Source organism: Streptomyces sp. V4I2, from assembly GCF_030817655.1.
Classification (GTDB): domain Bacteria; phylum Actinomycetota; class Actinomycetes; order Streptomycetales; family Streptomycetaceae; genus Streptomyces; species Streptomyces plumbiresistens.
The window spans coordinates 4,343,996-4,369,009 of sequence record NZ_JAUSZM010000003.1; the positions used below are offsets into that span (position 1 = coordinate 4,343,996).

Here is a 25,014-nt window from a genome sequence, read left to right on the forward strand (position 1 = left end):
CTCCCCCTTCCTTCCCCTTCCTCCACAGGTTTGGAAAAGGGCTGTGGAAAAGGGCCGTCACACCCCTCGACAACCCCACACGCAACACCCGATGCTTCGTCGTGGCATGAACGGGACAGGCCGCCACGACGCCGGTTCAGGGCCGTCGTCGATTCGAATCGGAGAAGCCATGATCCGACGTAGAACACTGCTCACGGCCGCGGGCGGGACGCTCCTCGGCAGCGCCCTGGCGACCGGCACCGCCCACGCGGACGCCACGATCGCCGTGAACCCCGGCACGTCGTACGGCACTTGGGAGGGCTGGGGCACCTCCCTGGCCTGGTGGGCCAACGTCTTCGGTTCCCGCAACGACTTCGCGGACGCCTTCTTCACCACCAACTCGGTGACGTACAACGGCACGACGCTCCCCGGCCTGGGCCTCAACATCGCCCGCTACAACCTCGGCGCGTGCAGCTCGAACACCGTGGGCGGCGAGTCGATGGTCGCGTCGCCCAACATCCCCGCCTTCAAGCAGATCGAGGGCTTCTGGCAGGACTGGAACAACGAGGACCCCACCTCCTCGGCCTGGGACTGGACGGCGGACGCCAACCAGCGCGCGATGCTGCAGAAGGCGGTCCAGCGCGGCGCGACGACCGAGCTGTTCGCCAACTCCCCCATGTGGTGGATGTGCGCGAACCACAACCCGTCCGGCGCCGCGGGCGGCGGCAACAACCTCCAGACCTGGAACTACCGCCAGCACGCCTCCCACCTGGCCGCGACCGCCCTCTACGCCAGGAACAACTGGGGCGTGAACTTCGCGACGGTGGACCCCTTCAACGAGCCGGCCGCCTCCTGGTGGACCGCCACCGGCACCCAGGAGGGCTGCCACATGGACCCGGCGGTCCAGGCAGCCGTACTCCCCTACATGCGCAGCGAGTTGGACAAGCGCGGCCTCACGGGCCTGCGCATCGCCGCGTCCGACGAGACGAACATCGACACGGCCCGCTCCACCTGGGCCTCCTTCAACTCCTCCACGAAGGCCCTGGTCAGCCAGGTGAACGTGCACGGCTACCAGGGCTCCGGCGGCCGCCGCGACCTCCTCTACACGGACGTCGTCACGACCTCCGGCAAGAAGCTCTGGAACTCGGAGACGGGCGACAGCGACGGCACCGGCCTCACCATGGCCTCGAACCTCTGCTACGACTTCCGCTGGCTTCACCCCACCGCCTGGGTCTACTGGCAGGTCATGGACCCCTCGACGGGCTGGGCGATGATCGCGTACAACCAGAACACCCTCCAGCCGACGACCGTCCAGCCCAAGTACTACGTAATGGCCCAGTTCAGCCGCCACATCCGCCCGGGCATGCGCATCCTCGACACGGGTGTCAGCTACGCGGCGGCGGCCTACGACGCGGCGGCGAGGCGCCTGGTGATCGTGGCGGTGAACACATCCACCTCCGCCCAGACCCTCACCTTCGACCTCTCCCGCTTCACAACGGTGACGGGCGGCTCGAGCGGCCTGGTCCCCCGCTGGAACACCGTCACGACGGGCGGGGACAAGTACGCGGCGTACTCGGACACGCGGCTGAGCGGCAAGTCGGTGGCGGTGCCGTTCGCGGCGAAGGCGGTGCAGACGTTGCAGATCGACGGGGTGACGATCTAGGCAGGCAGCGGGGTCCGGGGACGCCGGTCGCGTGCCCGCTGGGGCGGTGTGTCAGACCATTGCGAGCCGGTCCACCAGCAGCTCCACCCTGCGCTCGGCGTACTCCGGTGGCAGCCGGCCCGACCGGGTCAGGGTCGCGAAGCCGTGCAGGGACGCCCAGAACACCTCGGTGAAAACGCCGGGGTGGACGCCGCCCCCGGCGACCTCTTCGAGACTCTCCAGCAGGGCGGCGAAGGCGTCCTTCAGCAGCTCGGGGGTGTCCTCCTGCGCGAACGCCAGGCCGCCGTCGAGCTGGAACAGCGCATCGTAGACCGCCGGGCTGCTCGCGGCGAAGTCGAGGTAGGCGTGGGCAAGGGCAGTGACACGGGCGCGCGGGTCGTCCACGGCGGAAGTCGCGGCCCGCAGCGCCGCGGCCATCTCGGCGGCTCCCTCGAGGGCGACGGCGCCGATGATCTCGCGCTTGCCGCGGAAGTGGCTGTAGAGGACGGGTTGGCTGTACTCGATGCGCTCGGCGAGCCGACGCGTGGTGACCGCGTCCCAGCCCTGCTGCTCGGCGAGTTCGCGAGCCGTCGCCACGATGAGGCGCTCGCGGACCGCCCGTTCGCGCTCCTTGCGTTCCTGAACCGACATGATTCGATGCTAGCACCGCTAGACAAGGGAGCGGCGGTAGTGTTAGCGTTGCCTCATAAGCTAGCAACGCTAGACACAGGAGGATCGGCATGCTCAGCGCACTCCAGGTCATCACCACCGTGGTCGTCGGCGTGATGGTGGGGGTGGAGTTCTCCGTCCCCGTCTTCACCAACCCGATCATCAACGCACTCCCCGAGGACGCCGGCCAACTCGCCCGCGCCGACGGAGGCCGGAGGGGCGGCTCCGTGATGCCGGTCTGGTACATCGGCTCACTCGCCCTCGTCGCGGTCTGGGCCATCGCCGGATGGCACCACGACGGCACCGGCCTCGTCGTCACCGCCGGCGCGCTGCTGATCGTCAGCGTGGTCATGTCGATCCTGCTGCTGGTCCCGATCAACAACCGGGTCAAGACGTGGACCCCCGAGAACCGGCCCGAGGACTGGAAGGAGCAGATGACGCGTTGGGACCGCTGGCACTACGTCCGCGTCGCCGTCATCGTCGCCGCCTTCGCCCTGCTGGTCGCCGCCCTCGTCTGAGCCCGCGGGCCGGCTCCGCACCGGTGGCGCACGATCCCCGCTCCCCGGGCGGCAGCGGGCCGCCGAAATCCCGACATCCGGGAATGCAGCTGCCGCTGAGAGCCCGCAACTGCGATCCCGGCAAGCTACGTTCCTCGATGACCTGCGCGGCTCTCGGCGCTGGTTCGAGTGAGGCCTTTGATCCAGATCACCAGGGCACGCAGGTGAAGCCCGGCCAGGTAGCTTTCCGGGGTCTTGTCGTAGCGGGTCGCGATGGGTCTCGTCGTAGCGGGTCGCGATGCCCCGCCACGCCTTGAGCTTGTTGATCAGGCGCTCGACGGTCTTCCTCTCCTTGTAGAGCTCGGCTCGTGGTCGACGGGGCGTCCCCCAACTTCGTGGGTTCCTCGTCACCTGAAATGGCTGATCCGGCACGGCCGGTTTCAGGACCAGGCGATCTCGCCATGGCGGGCGACGAAGCGTCCGGTGCCGGCGCCGGGCTCCTCGGTGGCAAGGGCGACGATCGCGTCCGTGCCCTCGGTGACGGTCTGGAAGCCGCTGTGACCGTTGAGGTCGGTCGCGGTGTAGCCGGGGTCGGCGGCGTTGACACGGATGCCCTTGAGCCCCTTGGCGTACTGCGTGGTCAACATCGTCAGGGCCGCCTTCGAGGAGGTGTACAGCGGCGCGATGACGTGCGACTCGGGCCGGTCGGGGTCGTGGGTGAGGGCGAGGGAGCCCATGCCGCTGCTGACGTTGACGATCACAGGATCGTCCGAGCGGCGCAGCAGCGGCAAGAACGCGGTGGTGGTGCGGACCACGCCGATGACGTTGACGTCGAGGACGGCGCGGGCGTCAGCGGCGGTGAGGTCGCTGGGATCGCCGAGGGGGCCGTGCACACCGGCGTTGTTGATCAGGACGTCGATCCTGCCCTCGTGTTCGGCGACGTTCGCGGCCGCGGCGGCCACGGACGCGTCGTCGGTCACGTCGATGGGGACGTAGCGTGCGCCGAGCGCGGCGGCGGCCTCCTCGCCCTGCTCGCGGTTGCGGGCTCCGACGAGCACGGTGTGGCCACACTCGATCAGGCGGCGGGCGGTCTCGCGGCCAAGACCCTTGTTGGCTCCGGTGATGAAGGTGATCGTCATGCGTTCGATACTGGCCCCGACGACGGAGGCGGGCCAGGGACGCTTCGACGGTAGGAAGACCAGTACCACCCTCGCGCCCGCACACACGATCGGGGATGCCGGAGGATGGAGATCATGTCGACGACACCCGGAACCGGACTGGGCGCGATGATCCGCACATGGCGGGACCGGCTGCCCCCGTCGGCCGCCGGGCTGCCGGCGGCCCGCGGGCGCCGGGCGGCCGGGCTGCGGCGCGAAGAACTGGCTGACCTGGCCGGGGTATCGGTCGACTACGTCGTGCGCCTGGAACAGGGGCGGGCCACGACACCCTCCGCGTCGGTGGTGGCGTCCCTGGCGCGCGCCCTGCAACTGTCCACCGCAGAGCGGGACCACCTGTACCGGCTGGCCCAGCTCGTACCGCCCGTGGACGGCGCGATCTCTGACCATCTTCCGCCCGGCGTGCAACGGGTGCTCGCCCGCCTCGGGGACGTGGCGGTTGCCGTGTTCGCGGCGGACTGGCAACTGGTGTGGTGGAACCGTGGGTGGGCCGCCCTGCTGGGCGACCCCTCCGCCTCGCCGCCGCGCCTGCGCAACTTCGCCCGCGACAGGTTCCCGGTGAACGCCGGCCCCGCCCACCTCGCGCTGTGGCCGGTGACCGAGGCGGACCGCGACGCCACCGACGCCGCCGTCGTTTCCGACCTGCGCCGCGCCACCGGCCGCTTCCCCCAGGACAATCGCTTGGCCGCGCTGATCCGCGACCTGAACGCGGGCAACAGGAGGTTCGCCGAGCTATGGGCGACCGGAGAAGTGGCCGCACACCGCGAGGACCACAAGACGATCGACCACCCGTCAGTGGGCCCGGTCACGGTGGACTGCGACGTACTGGCCGACGGCGACTCCGAGCTCAAAATCGTCATCATGACCGCCGTGCCCGGCAGCGAGGACGAGACCAAGCTCCGGCTCACCGCCATCGCCGGCCCACCGGCCACCACCCACACCTGACGATGCCGACCTCTCAAGGTGAGGAACACGCTCGAGCGCCTGATCAACAAGCTCAAGGCCTGGCGAGGCATCGCCACCCGATACGACAAGTCCCCGGACAGCTACCTCGCCGGCCTCCACCTACACGCCTCGATGATCCGGATCAAAGACCTCACCCGGACCACCCATTGATCACGACTCAATTCGCGCCCTATAACGGAGGTTCACGCCTCCGGAGTCCCGGGGACGCCGGAACCCCGGGAAGGACACCCGCCAGTGCTCGCGTCCGTTGCCGAAGAGTGGCTGTGGCTGATGGCGGCCACAGCCACCGTCGTCCACTGCTCCGCCATGGCGAGATGGATCCCCGCCCAGAAATTCTGGAGGGTGTATCCGTTCATCTGGGTTCTGTGCCTGGCCGGCATGATCGCCGTCGGCCAGGCAATGGGCCACTCCCTGGCCGCCATGCTCGTCATGTACGCCTTCATGCTCATCGGCCTCACGATCGGCATGTTCCCGACCCGCAAGCTGTTCGCGCAGTGGAGCACCGCGATCAAGGCGGGCGAGACCCCCGAGGGCTACGATTATCCGCGCTCCCACCTCACGTTCTGCGTGGTCTTCGTGGTCCTCATGCTGTTCGCGGCGTTCGCACTGACACGCTGATCCACCACGCTGATCCACCTCTGGGACGACTGAGAAGCCGGGGCCGCCCGACGATCTCCAGATCCACGGGCTGGCCTGGGGATACCTCTCCCTTTGTCACAGCCCGGCAGTACCGTGTCCTGCATGCGCCCCGACACGCCTGCCGAGAACGTCGACCACACCGCCGAAGCCGCCCGCCTGGAGCGGACCGCCGGCCTGTATCCCGAGGACGCCGAAGCCCTGCTCCTGCAGGCCGCGGCCCACCTGGAACTCGCCGACGACCGCCCGGCCGCGAGCAAGCTCTACGACCGCCTGCTGTCGTCGCCGGCGGCCCTTGAGAACCCGTATCTGGTACGGGCCCTCAAGGCGTCCAACCTCTGGGAGTACGGCCACGAGGCCGAGGCCCGCGCCATCATCGAGGGCGTCCGAGCGGCGTCCCCGCGCGACGCGGCCCCGTGGGTGATCGTGGCGGAGGCACTGGAGGCGCACGACGAGCTGGAGGCGGCGCAGGAGACGTTCACGGAGGGGGTACGACTGCTGCTCCCGGAGGACGCGCAGCCCCCGTACTCGACGCATCCCCTCCTGTTCGGCCGCCACAGGGTCCGCCGCATGCTGGGCGTAGGCCACGACGACTGGGACGTCCTGGCCGACACCCTCCACTCCTCCCCGGTCTCCCTCGACGAACTCCACGACCCGAAGCGGGTGTGGTCCCTCGGCTCGGACAACCCGGCGGAGCTGGCGGCAGAGATCTCGAGACTGCGAGCAGAACTCGGCACCTATCGCGAGGCCCTGTCCCGCCCTTTCCCGGTGGCGGTACTCCACTGGCCGACGAGCGAACTGACAGAACTGCTCTCGGCGTACCCGACGCTGGCCGAGGAGTACCCCTCGCATGAGGAGCACCTCGCGACGATAGAGGCGTCGCTGCGAGAGCTGGCGGCTTCGGGGACGCCGAACCTGGGCATCGTGACCGGGACTGTGCCGTCTTACGAGGCGTTCGCCGCGTCGGAGGGGGTGTCGCCGGGGGACGTGGCGCTGCTGCCGCAGTACGCGACGACGTTGGCGGCGCGGGGGCGGGCTGTGGTTTGGCCGCCGCAGCGGGGGGCGGTTTGTTGGTGTGGGTCGGGGAGGACCTACGTGGAGTGTCACAGGGCCGACCAGAGCAAGGGCGCCTAGGACGGTCAACGCCCCTTCTGCGCACCCTTCGCAAGCGCCGCCTGTTCGGTGCATTGCGCGCCACCAGGCTAGTCTCGCGGGCCTGGTACCGGCCGGTCACCTACTGGTGTCAAAGGAGACCTGACAAATGCGAGACTCTAGGCTCGGAGTGACCGTCCACAACCACGGACTCTCCTCAGCATGATGGTTCATCCCCAGAAGGAGCGGCATGCCCCCCAGCGGCCAGAAGCGACCGCAGTTCACCACGCCACTGACCTCGATCGAGATCTGTGCAGGGGCCGGTGGGCAGGCCGTAGGGCTACACAATGCCGGATTTGATCACTTGGCACTTGTCGAGTGGGACCAGCACGCGGTCAGTACGCTGCGGGCCAATGTCGGACGCTGGCCCGGGTGGACGCCGCAAAAGGCCCAGGCTCTAGCCCCAATGGACGTCAAAGATTTTCTCGATTCAAACGAATGCAAGGTCCTTGATCTCAAAGACCAGACTCTCGACCTCTTCGCAGGCGGCGTCCCTTGCCCTCCTTTTTCATTGGCCGGAAAAAGACTAGGCGCAGACGATGAGCGCGATCTGTTCCCAGCAGCCCTGAATATCATTGAAAAACTTACCCCTAAAGCAATCATGATTGAAAATGTCCGGGGAATTCTTGAGCCGCCGGAGGTTTTCATCGAATATCGGGCAAAGATCCTCGACCGACTGCGCCGCGCTGGCTACACAGTCCCCAGCATTGACACTTCGCTTTCATCAGCAGCCCAGGATCTTGAGATGCGAAAGGTGTGGCGCCGACTCGACGCGAAAGATTTCGGCGTTCCCCAACTGCGCCCCAGGGCCATCCTGGTCGCAATCCGTGAAGATTTCTCAAAGCCCGGCGTCAATGAATTCCGCTGGCCGCTGGGAATCAAGGGCGACGAAGCTACTGTCGCTGAAAGCCTCAGAAAGACTATGCGGGAACGGTGCCTTCGGTACTGGGACAAGAATAAGTGGGGTGAACCGGCCAAGCCCGACGAGCGGACAGGCGAGGATGTCTACAACGACTGGCTCGACGCCGCCAGAAAGTCCGCGGCCGCCGGCCGTGGCGTAGCACCTACATTGGTGGGCGGATCCAGGAAGCACGGCGGCGCGGACCTCGGACCCACAAGAGCAAAGAGGGCTTGGGCGGCCATGGGGGTTGATGCCATGGGGGTGGCCAACGACCCGAACGAGTGCGACCCGGAGCGGGACTTGTTCAGGGAGAACGGCCCTATGCTCACCGTCGAGCAAGCCGCCATAATCCAGGGATTTCCGCGGAACTGGCGTTTCCAAGGGAAAAAGACAGCACAGTACCGACAGGTGGGCAACGCCTTCCCTCCGCCAGTCGCTGAAGCTGTAGGCCGCGCAATCGCGGCTGTTCTGCGGCCAGAGTACCGGGAAGAACTTCTCAGCACATACGACGTCGACTCCTCGGGCGCAGCCGCCCTGGATAACATGCCGCACCAAATGGAAATCTCTATTTCAGCGGAAGCCAGTCCCGCTCCTGCGCTCAAGGACCGTCGCGGTAATCTTGTCGGCACAAGCCTCTGACTGCTCGTGCTCCCAGAAGCGGAGCACGATCCAGCCCTCGTCACTGAGCCTCTGATCCGTTTCCCGGTCTCGCTTCACATTACGTAGCACCTTCTCCGACCAGTAGCCGGAGTTCGTTCTAGGCGGCACGTAATGTTCAGGGCATCCGTGCCAGTAACAGCCGTCAACGAATACCGCCACCTTCACCGGACGGAATACCAAGTCGGCCGTACGGCGAAGGTCAGGTATGGGGCGTGCTGACACCCGGTAGCGGAGCCCTCGGGCATGCACCAGACGCCGGATCAGCCATTCCGGCTTTGTATCGCGGCTGCGGATCGCCTGCATGTTGCGGCGGCGTGCGGCGGACGAGGCCCAGGACCCATCCGGGGCTGCCCAATCGACTTCGGAGGACACAGTACCGATCGTAGTGCGCTGCATCCGACGCACGCAGCCAGCTACCGGTTGCCCCCAAGGTGGCTCAGCAGCGCTTCAATGTCACTCGGCGCCAAGCCAGCCGCTACTGACGGCTCCTCCTCCAGGTCAGCAAGCTGCTGAACTGTGGGGTCATCCAAGATCTGGCCCATGAACGTCAGCTTCTGCTCCAGTCTCGCGGCCACGACCTCGTCAATGGAATTGCGTACGGCCAGAACCGTCACCCGCGTCTCCGTGTCGGGTGCGAGCCCAAGGCGGTGGATACGATCCAAACTCTGCAGAAACCGGCCGGCCATGAAGTCACGGTCCACGTAGACGGCGTCATGGCAGTGGTGGTGCAGGCTGATGCCTTCGCCAAGGGTCGCCGGGTTGGAGATGAGCACCATGCAGGCCGGATCGTCACGGAAGCGCCGGATCTGTTCCTCCCGGTCGAGGGTCCCTCCGTAGACCACGGCCGGACTGAACTTCTCGAGCATGCGCTCCAGCGTCGTAAGGCTCCGGACGAATGTCGTCCAGACCAGCGTCTTACGTCCGGCCGCCGCATTCTCGGCGATGATCGTCACGGCTTCCTTGTACTTCGGTGACAGCTCGTAGTCAGGAAGGTTCTGCATCATCGAGTACAGGGAACCGCCCTGGGGGATCTCCAACGGAGGCAACTGGTAAGCCAGCGGCTCGTATTTGGTGGCTCCTTCCAGAAGCAGAGCCGGGCTCGTGGCGGCCATAAGAAGCCGCAGAGCCGTCCTGCCGAGAGCGCTGAGGTCTTCCCTGGCCGCCCCGTTGCTCATGCCGCTGACCAGGGAACTGTAAATCTCGTCGTGCAGGGGCGGCATGTCCACGTAGCGGATGCCCAGATCGACAGGGGGCAGACCAAGTTCCTGCTTGGTCGTCCGCGTGAACAAGGGACGCAACACCGTGCTCGCGTGCCGAAGATCTCCCCCGGCCACGGCGCGCACGACGGTCTGCTGTCCGTGCCCCGGCCACACGAAGCCCAAAAGGTTCTCCAGATCCTTGGAACCGTTGGGAGCCGGCGTGCCCGTGAGGATCAGGCGCCGGTCCGCATGTGGCCCAAGGGCCATACACGCGGCACCGTAAGTGCCCCGGGATCCGAGCTTCATCCGGTGCGCCTCATCCAGGATGATCATGGAGGGCTGGGCTGCGAGCCACGCGGTCAGCATCGGCAGCGAGCGGTCCAGCCGTTCGTAGTTGACGACGAGCACCTCCGCCCACTGGTCCAGAGACCCGTCCAGCACGTTGACGCGCAGCGCGTGCGTCAGGCACTCCGAGGTCTCGAAACGCCACGAGTCATAGGCCGACTTCGGACAGACGACCAGGAGCCGTCGTGCGTGACCGACGGCCTTCTGAGCGGCGTACACAGCGAGCGCGACGCGCGTCTTGCCGGCGCCGGGCACGCTGAAGTTGGCGCCATGCTGGAGAGACAGCAGCTTCGCGATGTCCCTCCGCTGGAAGGCGCTCAGCTCACCTTTCCAGTTGTCGCCGAGCAGACTCGGGACATCATCCGGGTCAACCTCGCCGGCGGTAGCCGTGCCCGCCAGCCTGGTTTCGACGGTCCGCGCGTCCTGGAGGACGCCAGTTGCCAGCTTCCTGAGGGCGGAAGACCACTCCACGCCGGTGGGATCAGGCCAGTCGCCAAGGACTTGCAGGTTGGCCAGGAAGTCATCGAGAGCAACCGAGGCGCTGATCAGGCCGAGCTGGCCGCCCGTCCGGAAACGGGCAGCCAGCTGGACCAGGTCCGGCTGGTGGCGCTCAGTGGTCCGGAGCACGACGCGCGTGTGGGTCTCGTCGAACCCCAGGTGCAGTGACGTTTCACTCGGTGCGTTCGTCACTGCCGGCTCCCCGTGGCGACAGCGTCCATCAGCCAGGCCACGCCATCGCCCGGATCCTGCAGACCGCGGCCGGCCTGCTGGGCGAGCTTCAGCAGACTGCCACGGAGCTTGATCACCGCATCGTCGAAAGCTTCTTCGTCGAGGCTGCGCGACGTGCGGGCCTGTACCAGATCGCTGACGCACTGGTCGATGCTGGCGCACGCCTCCGCGAGCCGGGCCGGCGCGAGCTGCTTACGCTTGCGCAGCCGGGCACTGCGGCCAGCGGCCTCAATAGCATCGTCAAAGGTCTTCTTCGCGTCGTCCAGAACGCTCTGCGCTTGCTCCTTCGCCTCGTTACCGAGGTCAGGGCCCTCGCTCCCACTGCGTACGACAGCGGCGGCACGCAGCAGACGGTCGTTGAGTGCCTTCACGTCAGCCACGGCGGAGGAGACGGCTGGGACCTCTACTCCGAGCCCCGGGATCATGACTCCCGTCGGCTTGGCCTCAGACCGTTCCTCAAGCGCCGGACCAGCGGAAAGCAGCTTCTGCTCCAGCCCCTCTTTGATGAAGTCCTCGTTGATGTGCCGCACGTCGGTCTTGGAGAAGTTGAGCAGGATGGCGGCCAGACGCAGTTCCTTGAGGATCTCCGCCTGGTCGCGGTCAAGCGTCTCCAGCTTCACGTACAAGCGCTGAAGTTCCTTGAGTCGCTCCTGAGCGCCTTCCCAGTCGACCAGCCGGAGTCCGTCGCCGCCGGCTTCCTGGCTGCGCTTGATCAGCTCGCGGATCGTGGCGAGGATCCAGCGTTCCTGGTGGTACGTCCGGACCTGGATCCGGAACTCCTTGGCGATCTGCTCGGGCGTGCGCCCAAGGGCCGCCTGTTCCTCCATGGCGATGATGCGGTTGATGTAGGAGTAGTCGCGTCGGTGATCCCGGCGGAGCTGCAAGGCCAGCTCCACGGCGTTGATATCCGCCCAGGTAAACGACTCGGGCAGCACACCCACGCGCATCGACTGCACGCCAAGCAGCATCAGGGCGGCTGCCCGGGTGTTGCCATTGACCACGATGCCCTGATGGGTGACCAGCCCAGGGTCGTTCTGTCCGAACTCTTCGAGGCTGTCCTTGAGAGCGTCGAACTCGACATCGCGCAGATTGGTGTCGGTCGGCGAAGCCTGGAGCAGGTAACGGAGGTAGTCCTGACTCTCCGCGCTCCACGGGTTCTGGTCCAGCTCCGCGTCCTTTGCGGCGTCGTGGCTCCGCTGGGCCCGGATACGGTGCGTTCGGGGGTTGAAGTAGAGCTTGCTGAGGGGCAGGTCGATCACGTCGACGTGCGCCTTCTGCTCGTTCCACTCAACGGTCACCGTCTCGCGGGTACCGCCTGCCGCCTGCGCCTCCGCGACCTTCTTCTTGATCAGTTCGCTCAGCTCGTCCGCCCGCGGCGGAGCCGGAAGTTCTCGCATCATGTCCGTTCCGTCCTGTCTTAGTCGTTCGCGCCGTCGAGCGCATCCGCCACGGCCTTACGGGAGGGCTCCGGAAGGGTCCGGTACTGCCCCCAAACCTTGTCCAGCGGACTCAAGGACCGCCGGTCTGCGGCGATCCAGCCAGCAAGCACCCGCTGCTCCATGGGTGACAGGGCCGCGACTTGTTCCAGGACGCGCCCCAGATCGGCCTGCCGGCCCGAGCTGCCCGCACCACACCGCTTGCATTCGGTGACCAACTGGTAGGCCGTGTCTCCGTTGGGCTGGATCACCTTGCGGCGGGCCACGTTGAGCACCGCCTGCTCGATTCCTTCCTCGTACGACTCACCAGCCGCGATACCGCAGGTGCGGCAGAGGTAACCGTCCTCATCCAGCACCTTCGCGCGCTGGGTGGCCGTGAGGCTCGCCTTGTGCTTCGGCGCCTTCGACTTCCCAGGGATCCACACCTCCGCCCCCTGGGCCACGAACCGCTGCTCCTGTTGACGGAGCGTGGGGTCCTCACGACTCGTCGAGATCTTCCAGTCATGGTCGCGCAGGTCACGCATGCGCCGGTCGATCTGGGCGACGTCCGGGAACGCCTCGCGCAGTTCGGCCTTCGTGAAGATATTGTCCTCCCCGACTTCCTGCACCAGCCACAGTGCAGCCCGAGCCATGCTTCCGATACCGGCGTCCCGCCAGGACGGCAGTGACATTCGCTCACTCCTGTAATTGAATCGCACGCTTTTTTGGCAAGGGCGCAGTATGCGCACTACGTAACTCACGCAGCGGCACAGGCGTCTTGGCCACCCCCCGCTCGACGAGCGGCTGATCACAGTGTGCCACCGAGAACCGAATATCAGTCCCCACTGGAACACTTGCGCACCAGGCAGCAAGAACACAACTGGCCCTTCGTCGTGCACAATTGACCCACCCTGCGCCCAACATGGCCACGAGGTCGACAAGACGTGCCAGCGGCAGCCCGATTTCGGCTAATTCGCTGCATATAGACCGGAAATGAGTGAGTGACATGCCACGAGCAAAAGGAAGCAACACTCCTTACGGCTGGACGACGAAGAAGCAGTTCGGCAGTGACTTTCCTCCAGGGAAACGTGCGCTTGCCACCGAACTGCAGAGACTCTGCCGCCTGCTGGCCTTGAACCCCGACGGCAAGGCCCCGACGCAGGAGCAGGCCGCCGACCGGCTGTACGTCAGGGATACGTCTCTGTCCAGATACCTCACCGCCGAGTACCTGCCAGACATAGGCATCGTCAGAAATCTCTACGCGATCGCGCGCGCTGACGCGGGCGGCGTGGAGGAGGTGGGCATCACGCTCACCGACCTGGAGAGGCTGCACTCAGAAGCCGCTGCCGAGCACTGCGGTGACTGCGTGAAGTTGCGCGACGAGGTGTCGGCGCTACAGCAACAGGCAGTTGAGAACGCCGTTGAAGTCAGCGCGGTCCAGGCCGAACTCAGCGCCGTCCGGAAGGAGGCCGCAGCCCTGCGGGAGGGGACTGCCGCTTTGAAGCGCGAGGTGCGGGCACTAAAAGCTCGGGGGGTGCGCACGCTCAAGACCAGCGCACGACGCGCCATTCGGGCCGGCCAGCGATCCCGTTTGGCTGCGCGGGCTGACGCAGCTCTGCTGCCGGTCCCCCCTCGGAGGGGGGACCGGCAGCAGAGTAATCCCGAGAAGCGGGCCGCACTGACTGTCGCCCGCCAGGCCGAAGCCTTGCAGAACGGCGGCCGGCAAGAGGGGGTTCTGGCCCTGCTGCGCCACTCCGCAGAAGTGCTTAGCCCGGCAGAGACTGCGGCCCTCGTATGCGTCTTGCGAGAAGGCCAACTAGACGAACTCGCAGGAACATTGATCCACATCTACGGACGGGACAATCCCGATCCTCATGTGATGCGGGCAGCGGCCCAGCTCCACCAGCATGGAGCACCTGACGATGCCGCCGCACTCCTGCAAGCGGCTCTGTCGACGCGGCAAGGACATCAATGAGACCAGGCAAGCGGGCCAGCTCTCAGGCGGCGACAGCCGCCTCGGCCTCATAGTGCGTCTGGGCCCGGTCCAGTACGTCATCCGGGTCTTGGCCCCGGGCAGCGGTCCAGTGCAGCAAGTCCGCGATCAGCTCAACTGCGGACTCCTCAAGGAGAACCGCCTTACTGTGTCCTTCGACAGCCATGACGGGGTGATCCTCGCGGTACCTCTCCAGCGCACCACGAGCCCGCTCGGTACGGACACAGGGGTGGTGCTGGTGTGGGGTCAGCGTGCCGCGGACCTCGCGTACAGTCCATGCCCGTTGCGTACCAGGTGATGTCCAGTTGATCGAGTACTCATCCCGCGTACTAACCGGGGGACATCACAAGGAGAGCACCATCGCGCAAAGCAATGGTGCTCCGTCGAACGGCACGGCCTCCCCCACTGTCTCGTACCCCCAGCTCTCATACAAAGCACGCACCTTGACGTGGTCCTTGTGTACGAGCAGCGTGGCCCGCTGCTCCTTGCGAGAAGCTAGGAGATCGTCGTGGATGCGGCGCGCTGCACCCGTACCGCGCCAGGGTGTACGGACCATCAGCTCGGACAGGGCGAAGGTGCGGGCCCCTGTCTCGGCGGTGAAGTCATCAGGCAGAGGTGGGGTGACCTTGGCCCACCATGTTGTGGACGGGCTCAGCGGGGCGCCGTACGCATAGCCGACTGGCTGCTCCTGATCGTAGGCGACGCCGCACGCGAACACCTCGTTGGCGGACCAGTGGTCGACGAACTTTGCGAAGGCATCACGCCCAGCGAGAGGGTCGTCGCTTGCTTCGTACACCTCGTCGTGGATGTCCAGTAGAAGTTCGCGGATCGCACCCGCCTCCTCATGTCCGTAGTGCCGCAGCTCCAGCTCGGTGTGTGTGGTCACGTAGGTCCTCCCTGTGGCCGGCTGGCTGCGGTGACCCGTTCGAGGCGGGCGGTGATGCGACTGCTGGTGATACCGACTGTACGGAGGCCAGCGGCCGTGGCCGCTGCCCTTTCGTATTCGCCTTGAGCCAGCTGGAGTTCCGCGAGCAGCACGTTGTAGTAAGCGCGGTTCCGGGTGAAGCGTTCATCGAGAAGATCGAGTGTCTGAACTGCGTGTGCCTCTGCGCGGGCGTATTGACCAGCGCTCTGATGGGCGATGGCGCCAAGGCCGGAAAGCTCAGCAGGTGTGAGGAATGCGAGCCAACTGGGAGCACCGGTCGGGTCTGCGCGGTCGTAAGTACGCTCGGCGGCCGCGAGGTGGCGGCTCATGCCGTGCGGATCGCCTGTCTGGGCAAGGCAATCTGCAAGTCTGGCGTTCAAGAGTGAGGAGATCAACGGCTGACTGCGCAGGTGCCGTTCGGACAGCGCGGCGCGGTTGATGCGAGCCGCTTCGGCGGGGCGTCCTGCGTGTTCGGCTTGAGCGGCAAGGTCAGACCAAGCCCTGGTCACCAACACCGGGTCGCGTGCCAGGAGTGCGGCCTGCAGCGCCCGGCTCCGTAGTTGGGAGGCCCTCTCGTACTGGCCGCAGTCATGGGCCGACCACCCCGCGCACGCTGCGACCTCGGCCATGGCGCAGTGCATCGCACGTTCGACGCGCTCGCCGTAGGTGCAGCGATCCAGAGCGTACTCAAGACGCAAAAGGTAGTCGGCCGCGACATCGACCAGAGCACCGCCGCCGAGCCCGTTGAAGTGGGCGTCAAGGCGGGTGATCGTACTTCGGATTCTGTCGATGTCGCTGGCACCAAGACGGCCGTACCCCGGAGTCTGATCGATGCCCAGGGCGGTGACGAGGGCTCCGGCGATGAAGGTGCGACGCTGCACGCCGCTCACTCCCTTCACCGGTGCTGGTCGTACCGGCGAAGGCAGCGGCTTTGTTGACTTGCGCTGTGCGAACCCCATTGCCTCTGGGCTGCGGCCGAAGATCTCCTGGAGCGGGAGAAGGTACCGAGACCATGGCCGTTGGACATCGCCTGCGATCCACCGGCGTACATGTCGATCCGTGCAGTTGGCAGGTTCACCGAACAGCCGCTCAGCCACCCGATTGACCTCACCTGCGAGCTGTTCATGGGTATAGCCGAACTCAGCCAACAGGTCCTCGAGACAGGTATTTCGCGAACCGCCCACTTCCGCCCCCTCGCGCACGTGGTCCTCCGACGGTAGTCCTACCGGCATCCCATGCTCGGTAAAACTGTCCGGTCGGCTGTGAGTAACTGCCCCACTTCTGTCCTGATGGCCGACAGGTCGATTCCGGTTTCCTCGTGGATGTGAACGACGCACACGATCGAGGGAGCAACGGTGCCGACGCCAACGGACATGGACAGACTGATCTCTGAGTGGCTCGCCGGGGCACACCCGGTGCCGGAGCAGGCGCGGGCGGAGTGGTCGAACCAGGGGGTAGCGCTTTTACCTCTTGGTCAACGATTCGCCGCGGTAAGGCTCTCGGGGGTACTGGTGTACGCCGCTCTGGACTCGGAGGACCCGGTCGTGGTGACCGAGGCTCTGTCTGAACGGCTGCGCGGTCCCGTCATCCACGACAACCGCACCGCGGGCCCGACGTACTACGCCCTCATCCAGTGGCATGCCGGCCTGGTCTGGGACTACAACCGCAGCGCGCCGTGCCTGCGGGACGACACGTATCTCGGCGTTCCGCGCATCGATCGCCGGGAGCCGCCCGGAACGTACTGGGTCGTTCCGCCTCGCTACGACGGCAACCTGTGCAGGCCACAGGCGGTGCGAGACCTGGTCGACGCCGGCCACCGGCAGCTCATCCAGCAGACGTTGGTCTGACCCGCCCGCTCGGCCGTCTTCCGCCGCGCGGCCTGTCCGCACGACGTCGCGCCGCGGTCTGCAAACCCCCTCTCCCTTGAGCACACGACAGGCATTCGGCACTCGGGGAGAGGGCTGCCCGAAGGTCCACCCCACGGTGAGGTGAATCCGTGCTGCACACAACCCCGACAGGACCCGACATCCCACCGGGTCCGACTCCACCCAGGAACGGCAGTGCTACGAAGGGAGGCATCCGATGACGACCGCCGTTGACGCCGGACCCCGCGCCGGCCAATCACTCGTCACAGACGCCGAGTTCGACATGCTCGCCGCGTTCTGCGCCGACGAGTACGGCTTGGAGCGCTGTGTCGCCGACCGTGTCGTCGACCAGGCCCTCGCGATGGTCTTCGTCATGGGCTCGTCCGCTGCGGGGGCCGCCATGGCGCCTTCGCAGCAGGTCGATCCGGGGTGGCACACGCTCATCCTGCACACCGGTTGGTACGCCGACTGGTGCGAGAGGAGCTTCGGCTACTTCCTGCATCACCAGCCGAACTCGAAGGTGCGCACGCGCGGGCTGATGGTCGACGTCGTGGACCGGATCAGGTCCGCCGGCTTCGAGGTCGACGAGCGGCTGTGGGGCACGGCCGCGGACTGCAACCCGCCTGCGTGCTGCGGCGACGGTCCCTGCTGCTGATCCATCCCCCGGTTTGGGCGGGTCGGCCTCCCCGGTCGGTCCGCCCACCCCCTGTGCCAGAACGGACCCGCCCCTTGTCCCTCACCGAGCTGACCGCGACCAGCCGCGTGACCGTCTTCCCGCTCGAAGGTCTCATCGTCGCCTACACCACGCAGTCCAGCGACGAGCGTTGCCTCGGTGACATCGGGCTCGTCACTGTCGTCGACGCGGGCAGCGATGGCGAAGAGCTGTGGCGCCTCGCCTACGATCTCGGCGGCCATCAGCAACGTCCTGCCCAGGCCCGCTGGATTCTCACGCAAGCGAGCCGCGCCCGCGTGGTCAAGGCGCACACGGACCTGCCGTACGTGAAGTGGGCGGCCCACATCAAACGGCGCTTCGACCTCGACGCACTCTTCGCGAACCACGACCTGCTGATGACCGGCCGGATCGTACTGTTGGATCTCTGAGCGGAGGTGCCTCAATGCAGGAGACAGCAGCCGGCAAGGACCCAACGATCGTGAACGCAGGGGACTCGGAGATGCCCGAGCCTGCGGCGCCGCCGCTGAAGACCATCGGCGACATTCGAGCTGCTCTTCGCTCCGGACATGGCTTTCCGGGCGGCCCGGGAGTCCTTTGAAGGCGATCTTCAGCTTGCGCTGGAGGCGTCGTCGGAGACGGACTTCAAAGCTGTCGCCGCGGTGATCGTCGACTACCGAGGCAGGATCCGTCTCTACCAGGACCCCGACTTCGACACCGCCGTACAGGAGGGCATTGACCTCGCGGCTCGGTTGAAGCAGGAAGAGAGCCCAGGGCCTACTTGAAGGCCGCCACATTGCGCGCAGCCCACGCGCCGAACGTGCGAGGCGCCCGGCCGAGGATCCGCTCGACGTCAGGGCTCACCCGCTGCTCGGCGGGTTTCGGTGTGCCCAGGATGCCGAGCGTGGCCTCGACCACCGGCTCGGGCATGAACCGCAGCATCTGGGCGCGGGCTTCCGCCCGGCTCTGCTCGACGAACCGCACCGGCTCCCCCAGCGCGTTGGCGATCGCGGACGCTTGTTGGCGGGGTGAGATCGCGACCGGGCCGGTCAGCTCGTAGGCGTTGCCGGCGTGGCCGGTGTCCAGTAGTGCCGCGGCGGCGACCTCGGCTATGTCGGTCGGGTCGATGGTCGGCAGGGCGACGTCGCCGAAGGGCGCCGCCACCGTCCGTCGGGTGCGGACCATGTCGGCCCACTGCAAGGTGTTGGAGTCGAAGCCTCCCGGCCGCAGCAGGGTCCATTCGAGGTCCGACTGCGTGACGGTGTCCTCCAGTGTCGTGGGGTGGCTGCCCGTGGCGACGCCCTGGGAGGACAGCAGGACCACCCGGCGGATCCCGGCGGCCCGCGCGACATCGAGGACGTCGCTGACGCTGCCACCGGCTGATACGAAGTCGCCCGAGGTCAGCAGGAACAGCGCGTCGGCGCCGTCGAGCGCGGGGGCGAGGCTCGCCAGATCGGTCAGCTTCGCCAGGTCGGCCTGATAGTGCCGTACCTCCGCCGGCAAGTCCGGCAGGTTCTGCGCGGAGATGCCTCGCGATACCGCCGTCACCTGTTCGCCGGCCGTGACGAGCGCCCGTACCAGCGGCCGTCCGACGTTGCCCGTGGCTCCGGTCACCACAATCATGTTCGCTCCCGTTGTCGAATCCGTGTTCGCCCAACGGAAGCTACCGGCATGGGGATAGTAGGTACCTAGGGGAAAGTATTGGACAGGAAGGCCCACTGTGACTCAGCACACGAATCCGGCGGCTCGTATCGATGTCGCCCCCGAGCAGGCCTGCCCGATCGCCCCGGTGGTCGACATCGTCTTCAGCCGCTGGACCACTCCGATTCTGTGGGCGCTCCACGAATACGGGCGGCATCGGTTCGTGGAGCTGGAACGCCGCATCACCAGCATCACGCCCAAGGTGCTGACCGACCGGCTACGGCAGTTGGAACGCGACGGGCTCGTCGTGCGCACCTACCACCCCGAGGTTCCGCCGCGGGTGGAGTACGAGATCAGTGAACTGGGACGCAGCCTGGGGCCGATGTTCGCCGCACTCTCCGAGTGGTCGGTCAACCTGGACACCGTGGAGCAGGCCCGGCGGGAGTACGACACCAAGGAGCGGCCCGGCAGCCGTCGCGCCGTCAGGCATGGGTAGGTCCCGCCCGAGCCGGTGTGAAGTGGCGACGTTCAGTCCTTCCGGCCCGCCGTCCAGGGATCCGCCCGGCGCGCGAGCGTACGAACCTGCTTGCGTACGTCCTTCGGGAGGCGCCGCACGAGGGTGCGGGCGGCGCGGCGGACGCTCGGGGTCGCCGTGGCGTGCAGGAGGACGTGGTGGGGGACGGAGATGTGGCCCGGTTGGCCCACGGACAGGCGGAGTTGGCCGGAGGGGCCGCCCCAGGTGGGCATGACCAGGCGGGCCGGGCTGCCGGTCGTGTACGCGGCGGGGCAGGAGGGCGTGCCGGTGAGGCGGTCCCGGCGGCCGACGCCGAGGAGTCGGGCGTTCGCCCACACCAGGTGTGTGCCGGGGGGCATCTCGGTGCCGCCGGCCAGGGTCAGGGGATCGATGACGGTCTCGCCGGTGATGATCACGCGGTGGCGGCCGTTGCCGAGCGGCTCGGTACGCGGGGCGAGGTCGGTGTCCGGGAACCACCACAGGTTGCGGGCGGCGTCGTGGACGAGGATCTCGCCGCGGGCGTCGCCGAGCGGGTGCGGGACCTCCCAGTCCTCGGCGCCCTTGATGTCCGCCAGCAGATCGGGGTCCAGGAGGAGACGGCCGTAGCGCTCCACGAGGGTGAGGGGTTCGCCGTCGGAGCGGAGCATGCCGATCGTCGTCCTGATGACGAGTCTGTCCTTGTGCCTGCGGATGGCGTCGACCGTGACCTGGGGCTTGATCTCCTTGGTGCGGCGCGCGAGTTCGACCAGGGACTCCAGGTTGCCCTCCTCCAGGAGGTGGCCTCTGAGCCTGGTGATCGCGGGGAGCCCGTCCCGTACGCCCGGTGGGTAGCACTCCAGGGCCATGCGGCGTACGACGTCGAAGTACCGTTCGCGGCTGCTGCCCGTGCGCTGGAGGACGCGGGGTTCGCTGACCGGGCGCAGGAGTTCGACGCGGTAGGAGCGGCGCAGCAGGTGGTCCTGGAGGGGGCCCGGTTCGGTGCCCTCCTTGATGGCCTCCACGACCGCACGCAGGTGGCCGTAGTAGGTCTCGGGGGTGCTCGCGCGGCTGCTGGTGTTGCCTCCGTCTTCGCGGCGGTTCCATACGTAGCAGGGGTCGCCGAGGATGGAGACCCTCTTGGCGCGCACGTACGCGCGGGCCATGAAGATCTGGTCCTCGAGGCGTACCGGTCCCTCGGGGAAGGTGATGTCCTCGTCGAGGAGGAATTCCCGCCGGAACATCTTGTGGGGCGTCAGGCTCTCCATGAGGGGGGCGTCCTCGGCCGTGCACTGTTCGACGGTGCGCCTGAAGAGGATGCTGGGGCCCTGCATGGTGCCGACGATCTTGCCCAGGACGATGTCCGAGGAGTTGCGGGCGGCGAGGCGGTAGAGGCGTTCGAGTGCCTCGGGGGTCAGTTCGTCGTCCTGGTCGACGAACTGGACGTACTCGCCACGGGCCGTCCGGACACCCACGTTGCGGGGTTTTCCCGGCCAGCCGGAGTTCTCCTGGTGGACCACGCGCACGTGCGGATGCAGGTCGGCCAGCCGGTCGAGACGCTGCCCGGAGTCGTCGGTCGAGCCGTCGTCGACGTAGACGATCTCGTACGCGTCCCGGCCGAGGCTCTGGTGGAGGAGCGACGGTGCGCAACGCTCGATGTAGTCACCCGCGTTGTAGACGGGCACCACAATGCTGACCTTGAGCACTATTCCCCCATACATGGACGGAACGGGTGATTTCGTGACCGACCTCACGGTAGTCGGGCCTCGCGTTCGTGTCCTGTCGGCGCGCTCTTCGGGGCTCGGGATCGTTGTGTCAATCCCGCCGTGCTGGGTTTCGGCTTTGCACGTGCCGGCGTCGATGCCGGAAAGCCGAAACCCAGCAGGGAGGTTGACGACCGTCGGCCCGTTCAGCCTGCCGGTGTCAGTTCCGCTCGGCCGAACAACAGGGCGTAGCCCTGCGGGAGCCGGGCCAGAACGCGGTCCACCACGTCATCGCCGACCAGGCTCGGCAGGACGCTCAGGACCGAGCTGACGTCCCAGCGAGCCGTGGCCGAGGTGGCCCCCTGGATGCGGCCGGCCACGGCGTCCACGAACTCCGACGCCGTCAGGGGGCAGGTCACCGGGATCTGGGAGGCGACCACACGGGCCGCCTCCTCGGGGAGGGCGCGGGCCAGGTCGACGCGTTCGTCGCCGGTGACGTGCCCGCCGAGCGCGGAGAGGACGATGCGGGTGACACGCTCGGCCTCCGCAGTGGTCGCGTACTGGCCGGACTCCCGTACGGCGTCGATCAGTTCGGGCCATCTTGGCGCGCTCAACTTGGTGCTCAACTTGGTGCTCAACGTGGTGCTCGGCGTCGTACTGGGGGTCGTGCTCAGTACTGTCATAACTGTCATAGAGGCTCCCTCTCGGTCAGCCGTTCAGTTGCTTACGGTCGCTGCCGCCGCCCGTGATCTGGATGCGACGCGGCTTGGCCTGATCCGCGACCGGGATGCGCAGGGTCAGGACACCGGCGTCGTACGAGGCGTCGATGCGTTCCGTGTCGAGGGTGTCGCCGAGGAAGAGCTGCCGGGTGAAGCTGCCCGTGGGGCGTTCGGCGACGATCAGTTCCGCGTCCTCGGGGGCGGGGGAACGGCGTTCGGCACGGACGTTCAGGACGTTGCGTTCGACGTCGATCTCGATCGACTCGGGGTCGATGCCGGGGAGGTCGAAGTGGACGACGAAGTCGTCCCCGGACCGGTAGGCGTCCATCGTCATCGCGGTGGGGCGGGCGGTGGAGCCGAGGACCTGCTGCGCGAGGCGGTCGAACTCGCGGAAGGGGTCGGTACGCATGAGCATCACAGTTCACTCCTTTCCTCAGGTGCTGTCTGTGCGATGCCCTACGGCTTCTTATATAGCTCGGAGGAGAAAACTTGACAAGCCCCGACTCAGGAACAGGCGTCGTGGCCGGTGAGCGCTAGCCTCGGGGCACACGGACAGCGCAGGAGGCAGGCATGGCGAAGGTTCCCAGCTCCGTCGTCGCGGCGAGCGGTCTCGTCGGCGGGTACGGCGTGGCCCGCTGGACCAGGAAGCGGCAGCTGGGCGGGGCCGTGCTGGCCGTCGCCGGGGCAGCGGCAGCGCAGCAGTGGCGCCGGCAGGCGGGCGGGAAGGCGGCGGGAGCACTGACGGTCGCGTACGTCGCCGCCTTCGCCGGGTCGCACCCCCTGGCCAAGAAGGTGGGCGCCTGGCCGGCCGTCTTCGGGGTGGCCGGAGCGGTGGGTCTGGCCTCGTGGGCGGTGGCGGACCGGAAGGCCTGAACCGACCCACGACCACGGTGGCGGCGGGGGCGACTACGCCGAGTCCGTCACGTCCGTCAGGTCCGTCAGGTGGGTCAGCACATTCACCACCCGCCCGTTCGGATCACGTACGAAGAACCGCCGTACGCCCCATTCCTCGTCCCGCAGCTCCCGTACGACCTCCGCGCCGGACGCCACCACCTGCGCGTACGCCGCATCGACGTCCTCGACCTCCACGCTCAGGTCGGGGACGACGGGGCCGGTGCGTTCCTCGGTGAAGAAGCTGATCTGGGCGGTCGGGTTCGCCGGGGAGGCCAGGGTCGTCACCCAGCCCATGTTCATGACCTCCTCGAAGCCGAGCAGGCCGTAGAAGTCCCTGCTCGTACGCATCGCCTCCTCGGACTCGACCTGGATGTTGGGGACGATCCTGCGGACTGTCATCCGGCATCTCTCCTCGTCAGTGGCTTGCCAACGGTTTGCCGGCAGCTCGCCATCGGCTCGCCTCGGGGGTCGCTTTGGGGCACGAGACTCCAGTTTTCGTTATCCGTCGTCACTTCTCGACGTCTCCTCACCGTCCCCTGCCACAGGGTCACAGGAACGCGACTCACCCCCCGAGGACCGAAGAGGAATGCCGCTCGTGACACGAGAGATCAGCCGCCGGAGCATGCTCAAGGCCGCAGGCGTCGCAGCCGGAGCCGTCGGTGTCGGTGTCGGTACCACCCTTGCCCCGAGTCCCGCCGCCGCGGCCGGCGCCGCCTACGCGCACCCCGGCCTGCTGCACACCCGCACCGATCTGGCACGTATGGCCGCCAAGGTGAAGGCGGGCGCCGCCCCCTACACCGCCGGCTTCGCCAAACTGACCGCCAACCGCCACGCGCAGAGCGGCTGGACGGCCAACCCGCAGGCGACCGTGTATCGAGGGGCGGGCTCCCCGCAGAACTACACGCTCCTCTACAACGACATCCACGCCGCCTACCAGAACGGCCTGCGCTACCACGTCAGCGGTGACAGCGCGTACGCCGACACCGCCGTCGCGATCCTCAACGCCTGGTCGGGCACGCTGACCAGTCTCGAAGGGAGCGCCGACCGGTTCCTCGCCGCCGGGCTCTACGGCTACCAGTTCGCGAACGCCGCCGAACTCGTCCGTGACCACGGCGACTTCGAGCTCGGCCGGTTCCAGGAGATGCTGAGCACCGTCTTCGCACCGCTCAGCGACGACTTCCTGGTCAGGCACAACGGCGCCGTCATCACCAACTACTGGACCAACTGGGACCTCACCGCCATGGCGTGCGTCCTGGCCACCGGCATCTTCTGCGACGACAAGGCCCAAGTCGCCCGCGCCGTCGACTACTTCAAGCACGGCGAGGGACTGGGCGCGGTCAAGAACGCCATCCCCGTGGTGCGCGACGACGGGCTCGCCGAGTGGCTGGAGGCCGGACGCGACCAGGGGCACGCGCTGCTCGGCGTCGGCCTCATGGGCACCTTCTGCGAGATGGCCTGGAACCAGGGCCTCGACCTGTACGGCTACGACGACAGCCGCTTCCTCAAGGGCGCCCAGTACGTGGCCAAGTGGAGCATGGGCGGCGAGGTGTCCTACACCGCCAACACCCGTGCGAAGGGCGCCATCAACGGCTGGTCCGGCCAGGAGACCGCCGGCGACGCCGCCACGGTGGACCCGGCCATGCAGCGCCCGATCTGGGCCATGATCGCCAACCACTACACCAAGCGCCGGGGCCTGTCCGCCACGTACCTCACCCGGATCGCCGCCCAGGCCGCGCCCGAGGGGGGTGGCGGGGACTACGGTCCCAACAGTGGTGGGTACGACCAACTCGGCTTCGGCACGCTGGCGTTCACGCGGGACCGGGCGGCGGATACGTCGGCTTCCCCGAGCCCGGTTGCCAGTGCGGCTGCCTCCGGCGGTGCGGGGGGCGGTTCGGACGCCAGGCCGCAGACCGGGGCGTCGGCTTCGGCGACGCCCTCCGCGTCTCCCTCCGCTTCCGCGTCGCCCAACGCCGAAGGGGACCTCGCCGCCACCGGTTCCAACGACATCGTCGGCTGGACGGCCGCGGCGGGTATCACCGCGGTTGCCGGCGGGGTGCTGTTCCTGCGGCGGCGTGACCGGGTGCGGCGGGACGGGGCCGAGTAGGAACCGCGGGCAGTCGTTTTCGCCCCCGCCGCCCCTTCCCGTTCC

Annotated in this window: 29 protein-coding genes; 15 read left to right on the forward strand and 14 right to left on the reverse strand. The window is 67.3% G+C overall.

Annotated features, from left to right (window positions below; all coding sequences use genetic code 11):
- The first annotated feature begins 169 nt into the window (after positions 1-169).
- Positions 170-1,642: a glycoside hydrolase gene (locus tag QFZ76_RS20485; protein ID WP_307675104.1), complete on the forward strand. Its 1,473-nt coding sequence runs from the start codon at positions 170-172 to the stop codon at positions 1,640-1,642.
- A 51-nt stretch (positions 1,643-1,693) separates the two neighbouring features.
- Here the strand turns inward: QFZ76_RS20485 and QFZ76_RS20490 are convergent, their stop codons facing one another.
- On the reverse strand, positions 1,694-2,272 hold the full coding sequence (locus tag QFZ76_RS20490) for a TetR/AcrR family transcriptional regulator (protein ID WP_307675105.1): 579 nt from the start codon (positions 2,270-2,272) through the stop codon (positions 1,694-1,696).
- A gap of 89 nt (positions 2,273-2,361) precedes the next feature.
- On the opposite strand from QFZ76_RS20490, the gene QFZ76_RS20495 reads away from it, so the two are divergent.
- Positions 2,362-2,808 carry a DUF1772 domain-containing protein gene (locus QFZ76_RS20495; protein ID WP_307675106.1) on the forward strand — a complete coding sequence of 149 codons (447 nt, stop codon included), beginning with the start codon at positions 2,362-2,364 and terminating at the stop codon, positions 2,806-2,808.
- Positions 2,809-3,227: 419 nt separating this feature from the next.
- Here QFZ76_RS20495 and QFZ76_RS20505 read toward each other — a convergent pair whose 3' ends face one another.
- On the reverse strand, positions 3,228-3,926 hold the full coding sequence (locus QFZ76_RS20505) for an SDR family NAD(P)-dependent oxidoreductase (RefSeq protein ID WP_307675107.1): 699 nt from the start codon (positions 3,924-3,926) through the stop codon (positions 3,228-3,230).
- Between the two features lie 105 nt (positions 3,927-4,031).
- On the opposite strand from QFZ76_RS20505, the gene QFZ76_RS20510 reads away from it, so the two are divergent.
- The 5 genes from QFZ76_RS20510 (at position 4,032) to QFZ76_RS20530 (ending at position 8,256) form a co-directional block, all read left to right on the forward strand.
- Positions 4,032-4,907 carry a helix-turn-helix transcriptional regulator gene (locus tag QFZ76_RS20510; protein ID WP_307675108.1) on the forward strand — a complete coding sequence of 292 codons (876 nt, stop codon included), beginning with the start codon at positions 4,032-4,034 and terminating at the stop codon, positions 4,905-4,907.
- 18 nt (positions 4,908-4,925) lie between these two features.
- Positions 4,926-5,078 (forward strand): hypothetical protein, encoded by a 153-nt coding sequence (locus tag QFZ76_RS20515; RefSeq protein WP_307675109.1) that lies wholly within the window; start codon positions 4,926-4,928, stop codon positions 5,076-5,078.
- 84 nt (positions 5,079-5,162) lie between these two features.
- The gene (locus QFZ76_RS20520; RefSeq protein ID WP_307675110.1) at positions 5,163-5,546 is read left to right on the forward strand and encodes a hypothetical protein; all 384 of its coding nucleotides are present in this window, start codon (positions 5,163-5,165) and stop codon (positions 5,544-5,546) included.
- A 123-nt stretch (positions 5,547-5,669) separates the two neighbouring features.
- Positions 5,670-6,698: an SEC-C metal-binding domain-containing protein gene (locus QFZ76_RS20525; RefSeq protein ID WP_307675111.1), complete on the forward strand. Its 1,029-nt coding sequence runs from the start codon at positions 5,670-5,672 to the stop codon at positions 6,696-6,698.
- 208 nt (positions 6,699-6,906) lie between these two features.
- The gene (locus QFZ76_RS20530) at positions 6,907-8,256 is read left to right on the forward strand and encodes a DNA cytosine methyltransferase (RefSeq protein ID WP_307675112.1); all 1,350 of its coding nucleotides are present in this window, start codon (positions 6,907-6,909) and stop codon (positions 8,254-8,256) included.
- Here the strand turns inward: QFZ76_RS20530 and QFZ76_RS20535 are convergent.
- From QFZ76_RS20535 to QFZ76_RS20550, 4 genes are read right to left on the reverse strand one after another with little or no spacing between them, the layout of a single operon-like run.
- Positions 8,188-8,673 carry a very short patch repair endonuclease gene (locus tag QFZ76_RS20535; protein WP_307675113.1) on the reverse strand — a complete coding sequence of 162 codons (486 nt, stop codon included), beginning with the start codon at positions 8,671-8,673 and terminating at the stop codon, positions 8,188-8,190. The two genes, QFZ76_RS20530 and QFZ76_RS20535, sit on opposite strands and share 69 nt — an antisense overlap.
- 17 nt (positions 8,674-8,690) lie before the next feature.
- Complete coding sequence (locus QFZ76_RS20540) at positions 8,691-10,511, reverse strand: DEAD/DEAH box helicase (RefSeq protein WP_307675114.1); 1,821 nt, start codon at positions 10,509-10,511, stop codon at positions 8,691-8,693.
- Positions 10,508-11,950 (reverse strand): hypothetical protein, encoded by a 1,443-nt coding sequence (locus QFZ76_RS20545; protein WP_307675115.1) that lies wholly within the window; start codon positions 11,948-11,950, stop codon positions 10,508-10,510. The genes QFZ76_RS20540 and QFZ76_RS20545 overlap by 4 nt, the downstream gene beginning before the upstream one ends.
- Before the next feature lie 17 nt (positions 11,951-11,967).
- Positions 11,968-12,657 (reverse strand): hypothetical protein, encoded by a 690-nt coding sequence (locus tag QFZ76_RS20550; RefSeq protein ID WP_307675116.1) that lies wholly within the window; start codon positions 12,655-12,657, stop codon positions 11,968-11,970.
- 314 nt (positions 12,658-12,971) lie between these two features.
- On the opposite strand from QFZ76_RS20550, the gene QFZ76_RS20555 reads away from it, so the two are divergent.
- Positions 12,972-13,940 carry a hypothetical protein gene (locus tag QFZ76_RS20555; RefSeq protein ID WP_307675117.1) on the forward strand — a complete coding sequence of 323 codons (969 nt, stop codon included), beginning with the start codon at positions 12,972-12,974 and terminating at the stop codon, positions 13,938-13,940.
- 22 nt (positions 13,941-13,962) lie between these two features.
- Here QFZ76_RS20555 and QFZ76_RS20560 read toward each other — a convergent pair whose 3' ends face one another.
- From QFZ76_RS20560 to QFZ76_RS20570, 3 genes are all read right to left on the reverse strand, one after another.
- Entirely contained in the window at positions 13,963-14,124 is a 162-nt protein-coding gene (locus tag QFZ76_RS20560) for a hypothetical protein (protein WP_307675118.1), read from the reverse strand.
- A 177-nt stretch (positions 14,125-14,301) separates the two neighbouring features.
- Entirely contained in the window at positions 14,302-14,844 is a 543-nt protein-coding gene (locus QFZ76_RS20565) for a GNAT family N-acetyltransferase (protein ID WP_307675119.1), read from the reverse strand.
- Positions 14,841-16,085: a transcriptional regulator gene (locus QFZ76_RS20570; protein ID WP_307675120.1), complete on the reverse strand. Its 1,245-nt coding sequence runs from the start codon at positions 16,083-16,085 to the stop codon at positions 14,841-14,843. The genes QFZ76_RS20565 and QFZ76_RS20570 overlap by 4 nt, the downstream gene beginning before the upstream one ends.
- Positions 16,086-16,394: 309 nt before the next feature.
- Here QFZ76_RS20570 and QFZ76_RS20575 point away from each other — a divergent pair, with 309 nt between their 5' ends.
- From QFZ76_RS20575 to QFZ76_RS20590, 4 genes are all read left to right on the forward strand, one after another.
- Positions 16,395-16,730, forward strand: coding sequence for a hypothetical protein (locus QFZ76_RS20575; protein ID WP_307675121.1), 336 nt, complete (start codon positions 16,395-16,397; stop codon positions 16,728-16,730).
- Between the two features lie 235 nt (positions 16,731-16,965).
- Positions 16,966-17,403 carry a hypothetical protein gene (locus QFZ76_RS20580; protein WP_307675122.1) on the forward strand — a complete coding sequence of 146 codons (438 nt, stop codon included), beginning with the start codon at positions 16,966-16,968 and terminating at the stop codon, positions 17,401-17,403.
- A 74-nt stretch (positions 17,404-17,477) separates the two neighbouring features.
- Positions 17,478-17,849, forward strand: coding sequence for a hypothetical protein (locus QFZ76_RS20585; RefSeq protein WP_307675123.1), 372 nt, complete (start codon positions 17,478-17,480; stop codon positions 17,847-17,849).
- Between the two features lie 138 nt (positions 17,850-17,987).
- Complete coding sequence (locus QFZ76_RS20590; RefSeq protein ID WP_307675124.1) at positions 17,988-18,203, forward strand: hypothetical protein; 216 nt, start codon at positions 17,988-17,990, stop codon at positions 18,201-18,203.
- On the opposite strand, the gene QFZ76_RS20595 is transcribed toward QFZ76_RS20590, so the two are convergent.
- Positions 18,196-19,041, reverse strand: a complete 846-nt coding sequence (locus tag QFZ76_RS20595; protein ID WP_307675125.1) for an NAD(P)H-binding protein — start codon at positions 19,039-19,041, stop codon at positions 18,196-18,198. The genes QFZ76_RS20590 and QFZ76_RS20595 overlap by 8 nt on opposite strands.
- Positions 19,042-19,138: 97 nt before the next feature.
- On the opposite strand from QFZ76_RS20595, the gene QFZ76_RS20600 reads away from it, so the two are divergent.
- Complete coding sequence (locus tag QFZ76_RS20600; RefSeq protein WP_307675126.1) at positions 19,139-19,555, forward strand: helix-turn-helix domain-containing protein; 417 nt, start codon at positions 19,139-19,141, stop codon at positions 19,553-19,555.
- Between the two features lie 32 nt (positions 19,556-19,587).
- Here QFZ76_RS20600 and QFZ76_RS20605 read toward each other — a convergent pair whose 3' ends face one another.
- From QFZ76_RS20605 to QFZ76_RS20615, 3 genes are all read right to left on the reverse strand, one after another.
- Positions 19,588-21,270 carry a glycosyltransferase gene (locus QFZ76_RS20605; RefSeq protein WP_307675127.1) on the reverse strand — a complete coding sequence of 561 codons (1,683 nt, stop codon included), beginning with the start codon at positions 21,268-21,270 and terminating at the stop codon, positions 19,588-19,590.
- A gap of 188 nt (positions 21,271-21,458) precedes the next feature.
- Positions 21,459-21,944 (reverse strand): DUF2267 domain-containing protein, encoded by a 486-nt coding sequence (locus QFZ76_RS20610; RefSeq protein ID WP_307675128.1) that lies wholly within the window; start codon positions 21,942-21,944, stop codon positions 21,459-21,461.
- A 16-nt stretch (positions 21,945-21,960) separates the two neighbouring features.
- On the reverse strand, positions 21,961-22,386 hold the full coding sequence (locus QFZ76_RS20615; protein WP_307675129.1) for an Hsp20/alpha crystallin family protein: 426 nt from the start codon (positions 22,384-22,386) through the stop codon (positions 21,961-21,963).
- 155 nt (positions 22,387-22,541) lie between these two features.
- Between QFZ76_RS20615 and QFZ76_RS20620 the strand changes: the two genes are divergently transcribed.
- On the forward strand, positions 22,542-22,844 hold the full coding sequence (locus tag QFZ76_RS20620) for a hypothetical protein (protein ID WP_266439007.1): 303 nt from the start codon (positions 22,542-22,544) through the stop codon (positions 22,842-22,844).
- A 33-nt stretch (positions 22,845-22,877) separates the two neighbouring features.
- Here the strand turns inward: QFZ76_RS20620 and QFZ76_RS20625 are convergent, their stop codons facing one another.
- Positions 22,878-23,264 carry a VOC family protein gene (locus QFZ76_RS20625; protein WP_307675130.1) on the reverse strand — a complete coding sequence of 129 codons (387 nt, stop codon included), beginning with the start codon at positions 23,262-23,264 and terminating at the stop codon, positions 22,878-22,880.
- A 223-nt stretch (positions 23,265-23,487) separates the two neighbouring features.
- On the opposite strand from QFZ76_RS20625, the gene QFZ76_RS20630 reads away from it, so the two are divergent.
- Positions 23,488-24,969 carry an alginate lyase family protein gene (locus tag QFZ76_RS20630; RefSeq protein WP_307680079.1) on the forward strand — a complete coding sequence of 494 codons (1,482 nt, stop codon included), beginning with the start codon at positions 23,488-23,490 and terminating at the stop codon, positions 24,967-24,969.
- Positions 24,970-25,014: the final 45 nt, after the last annotated feature.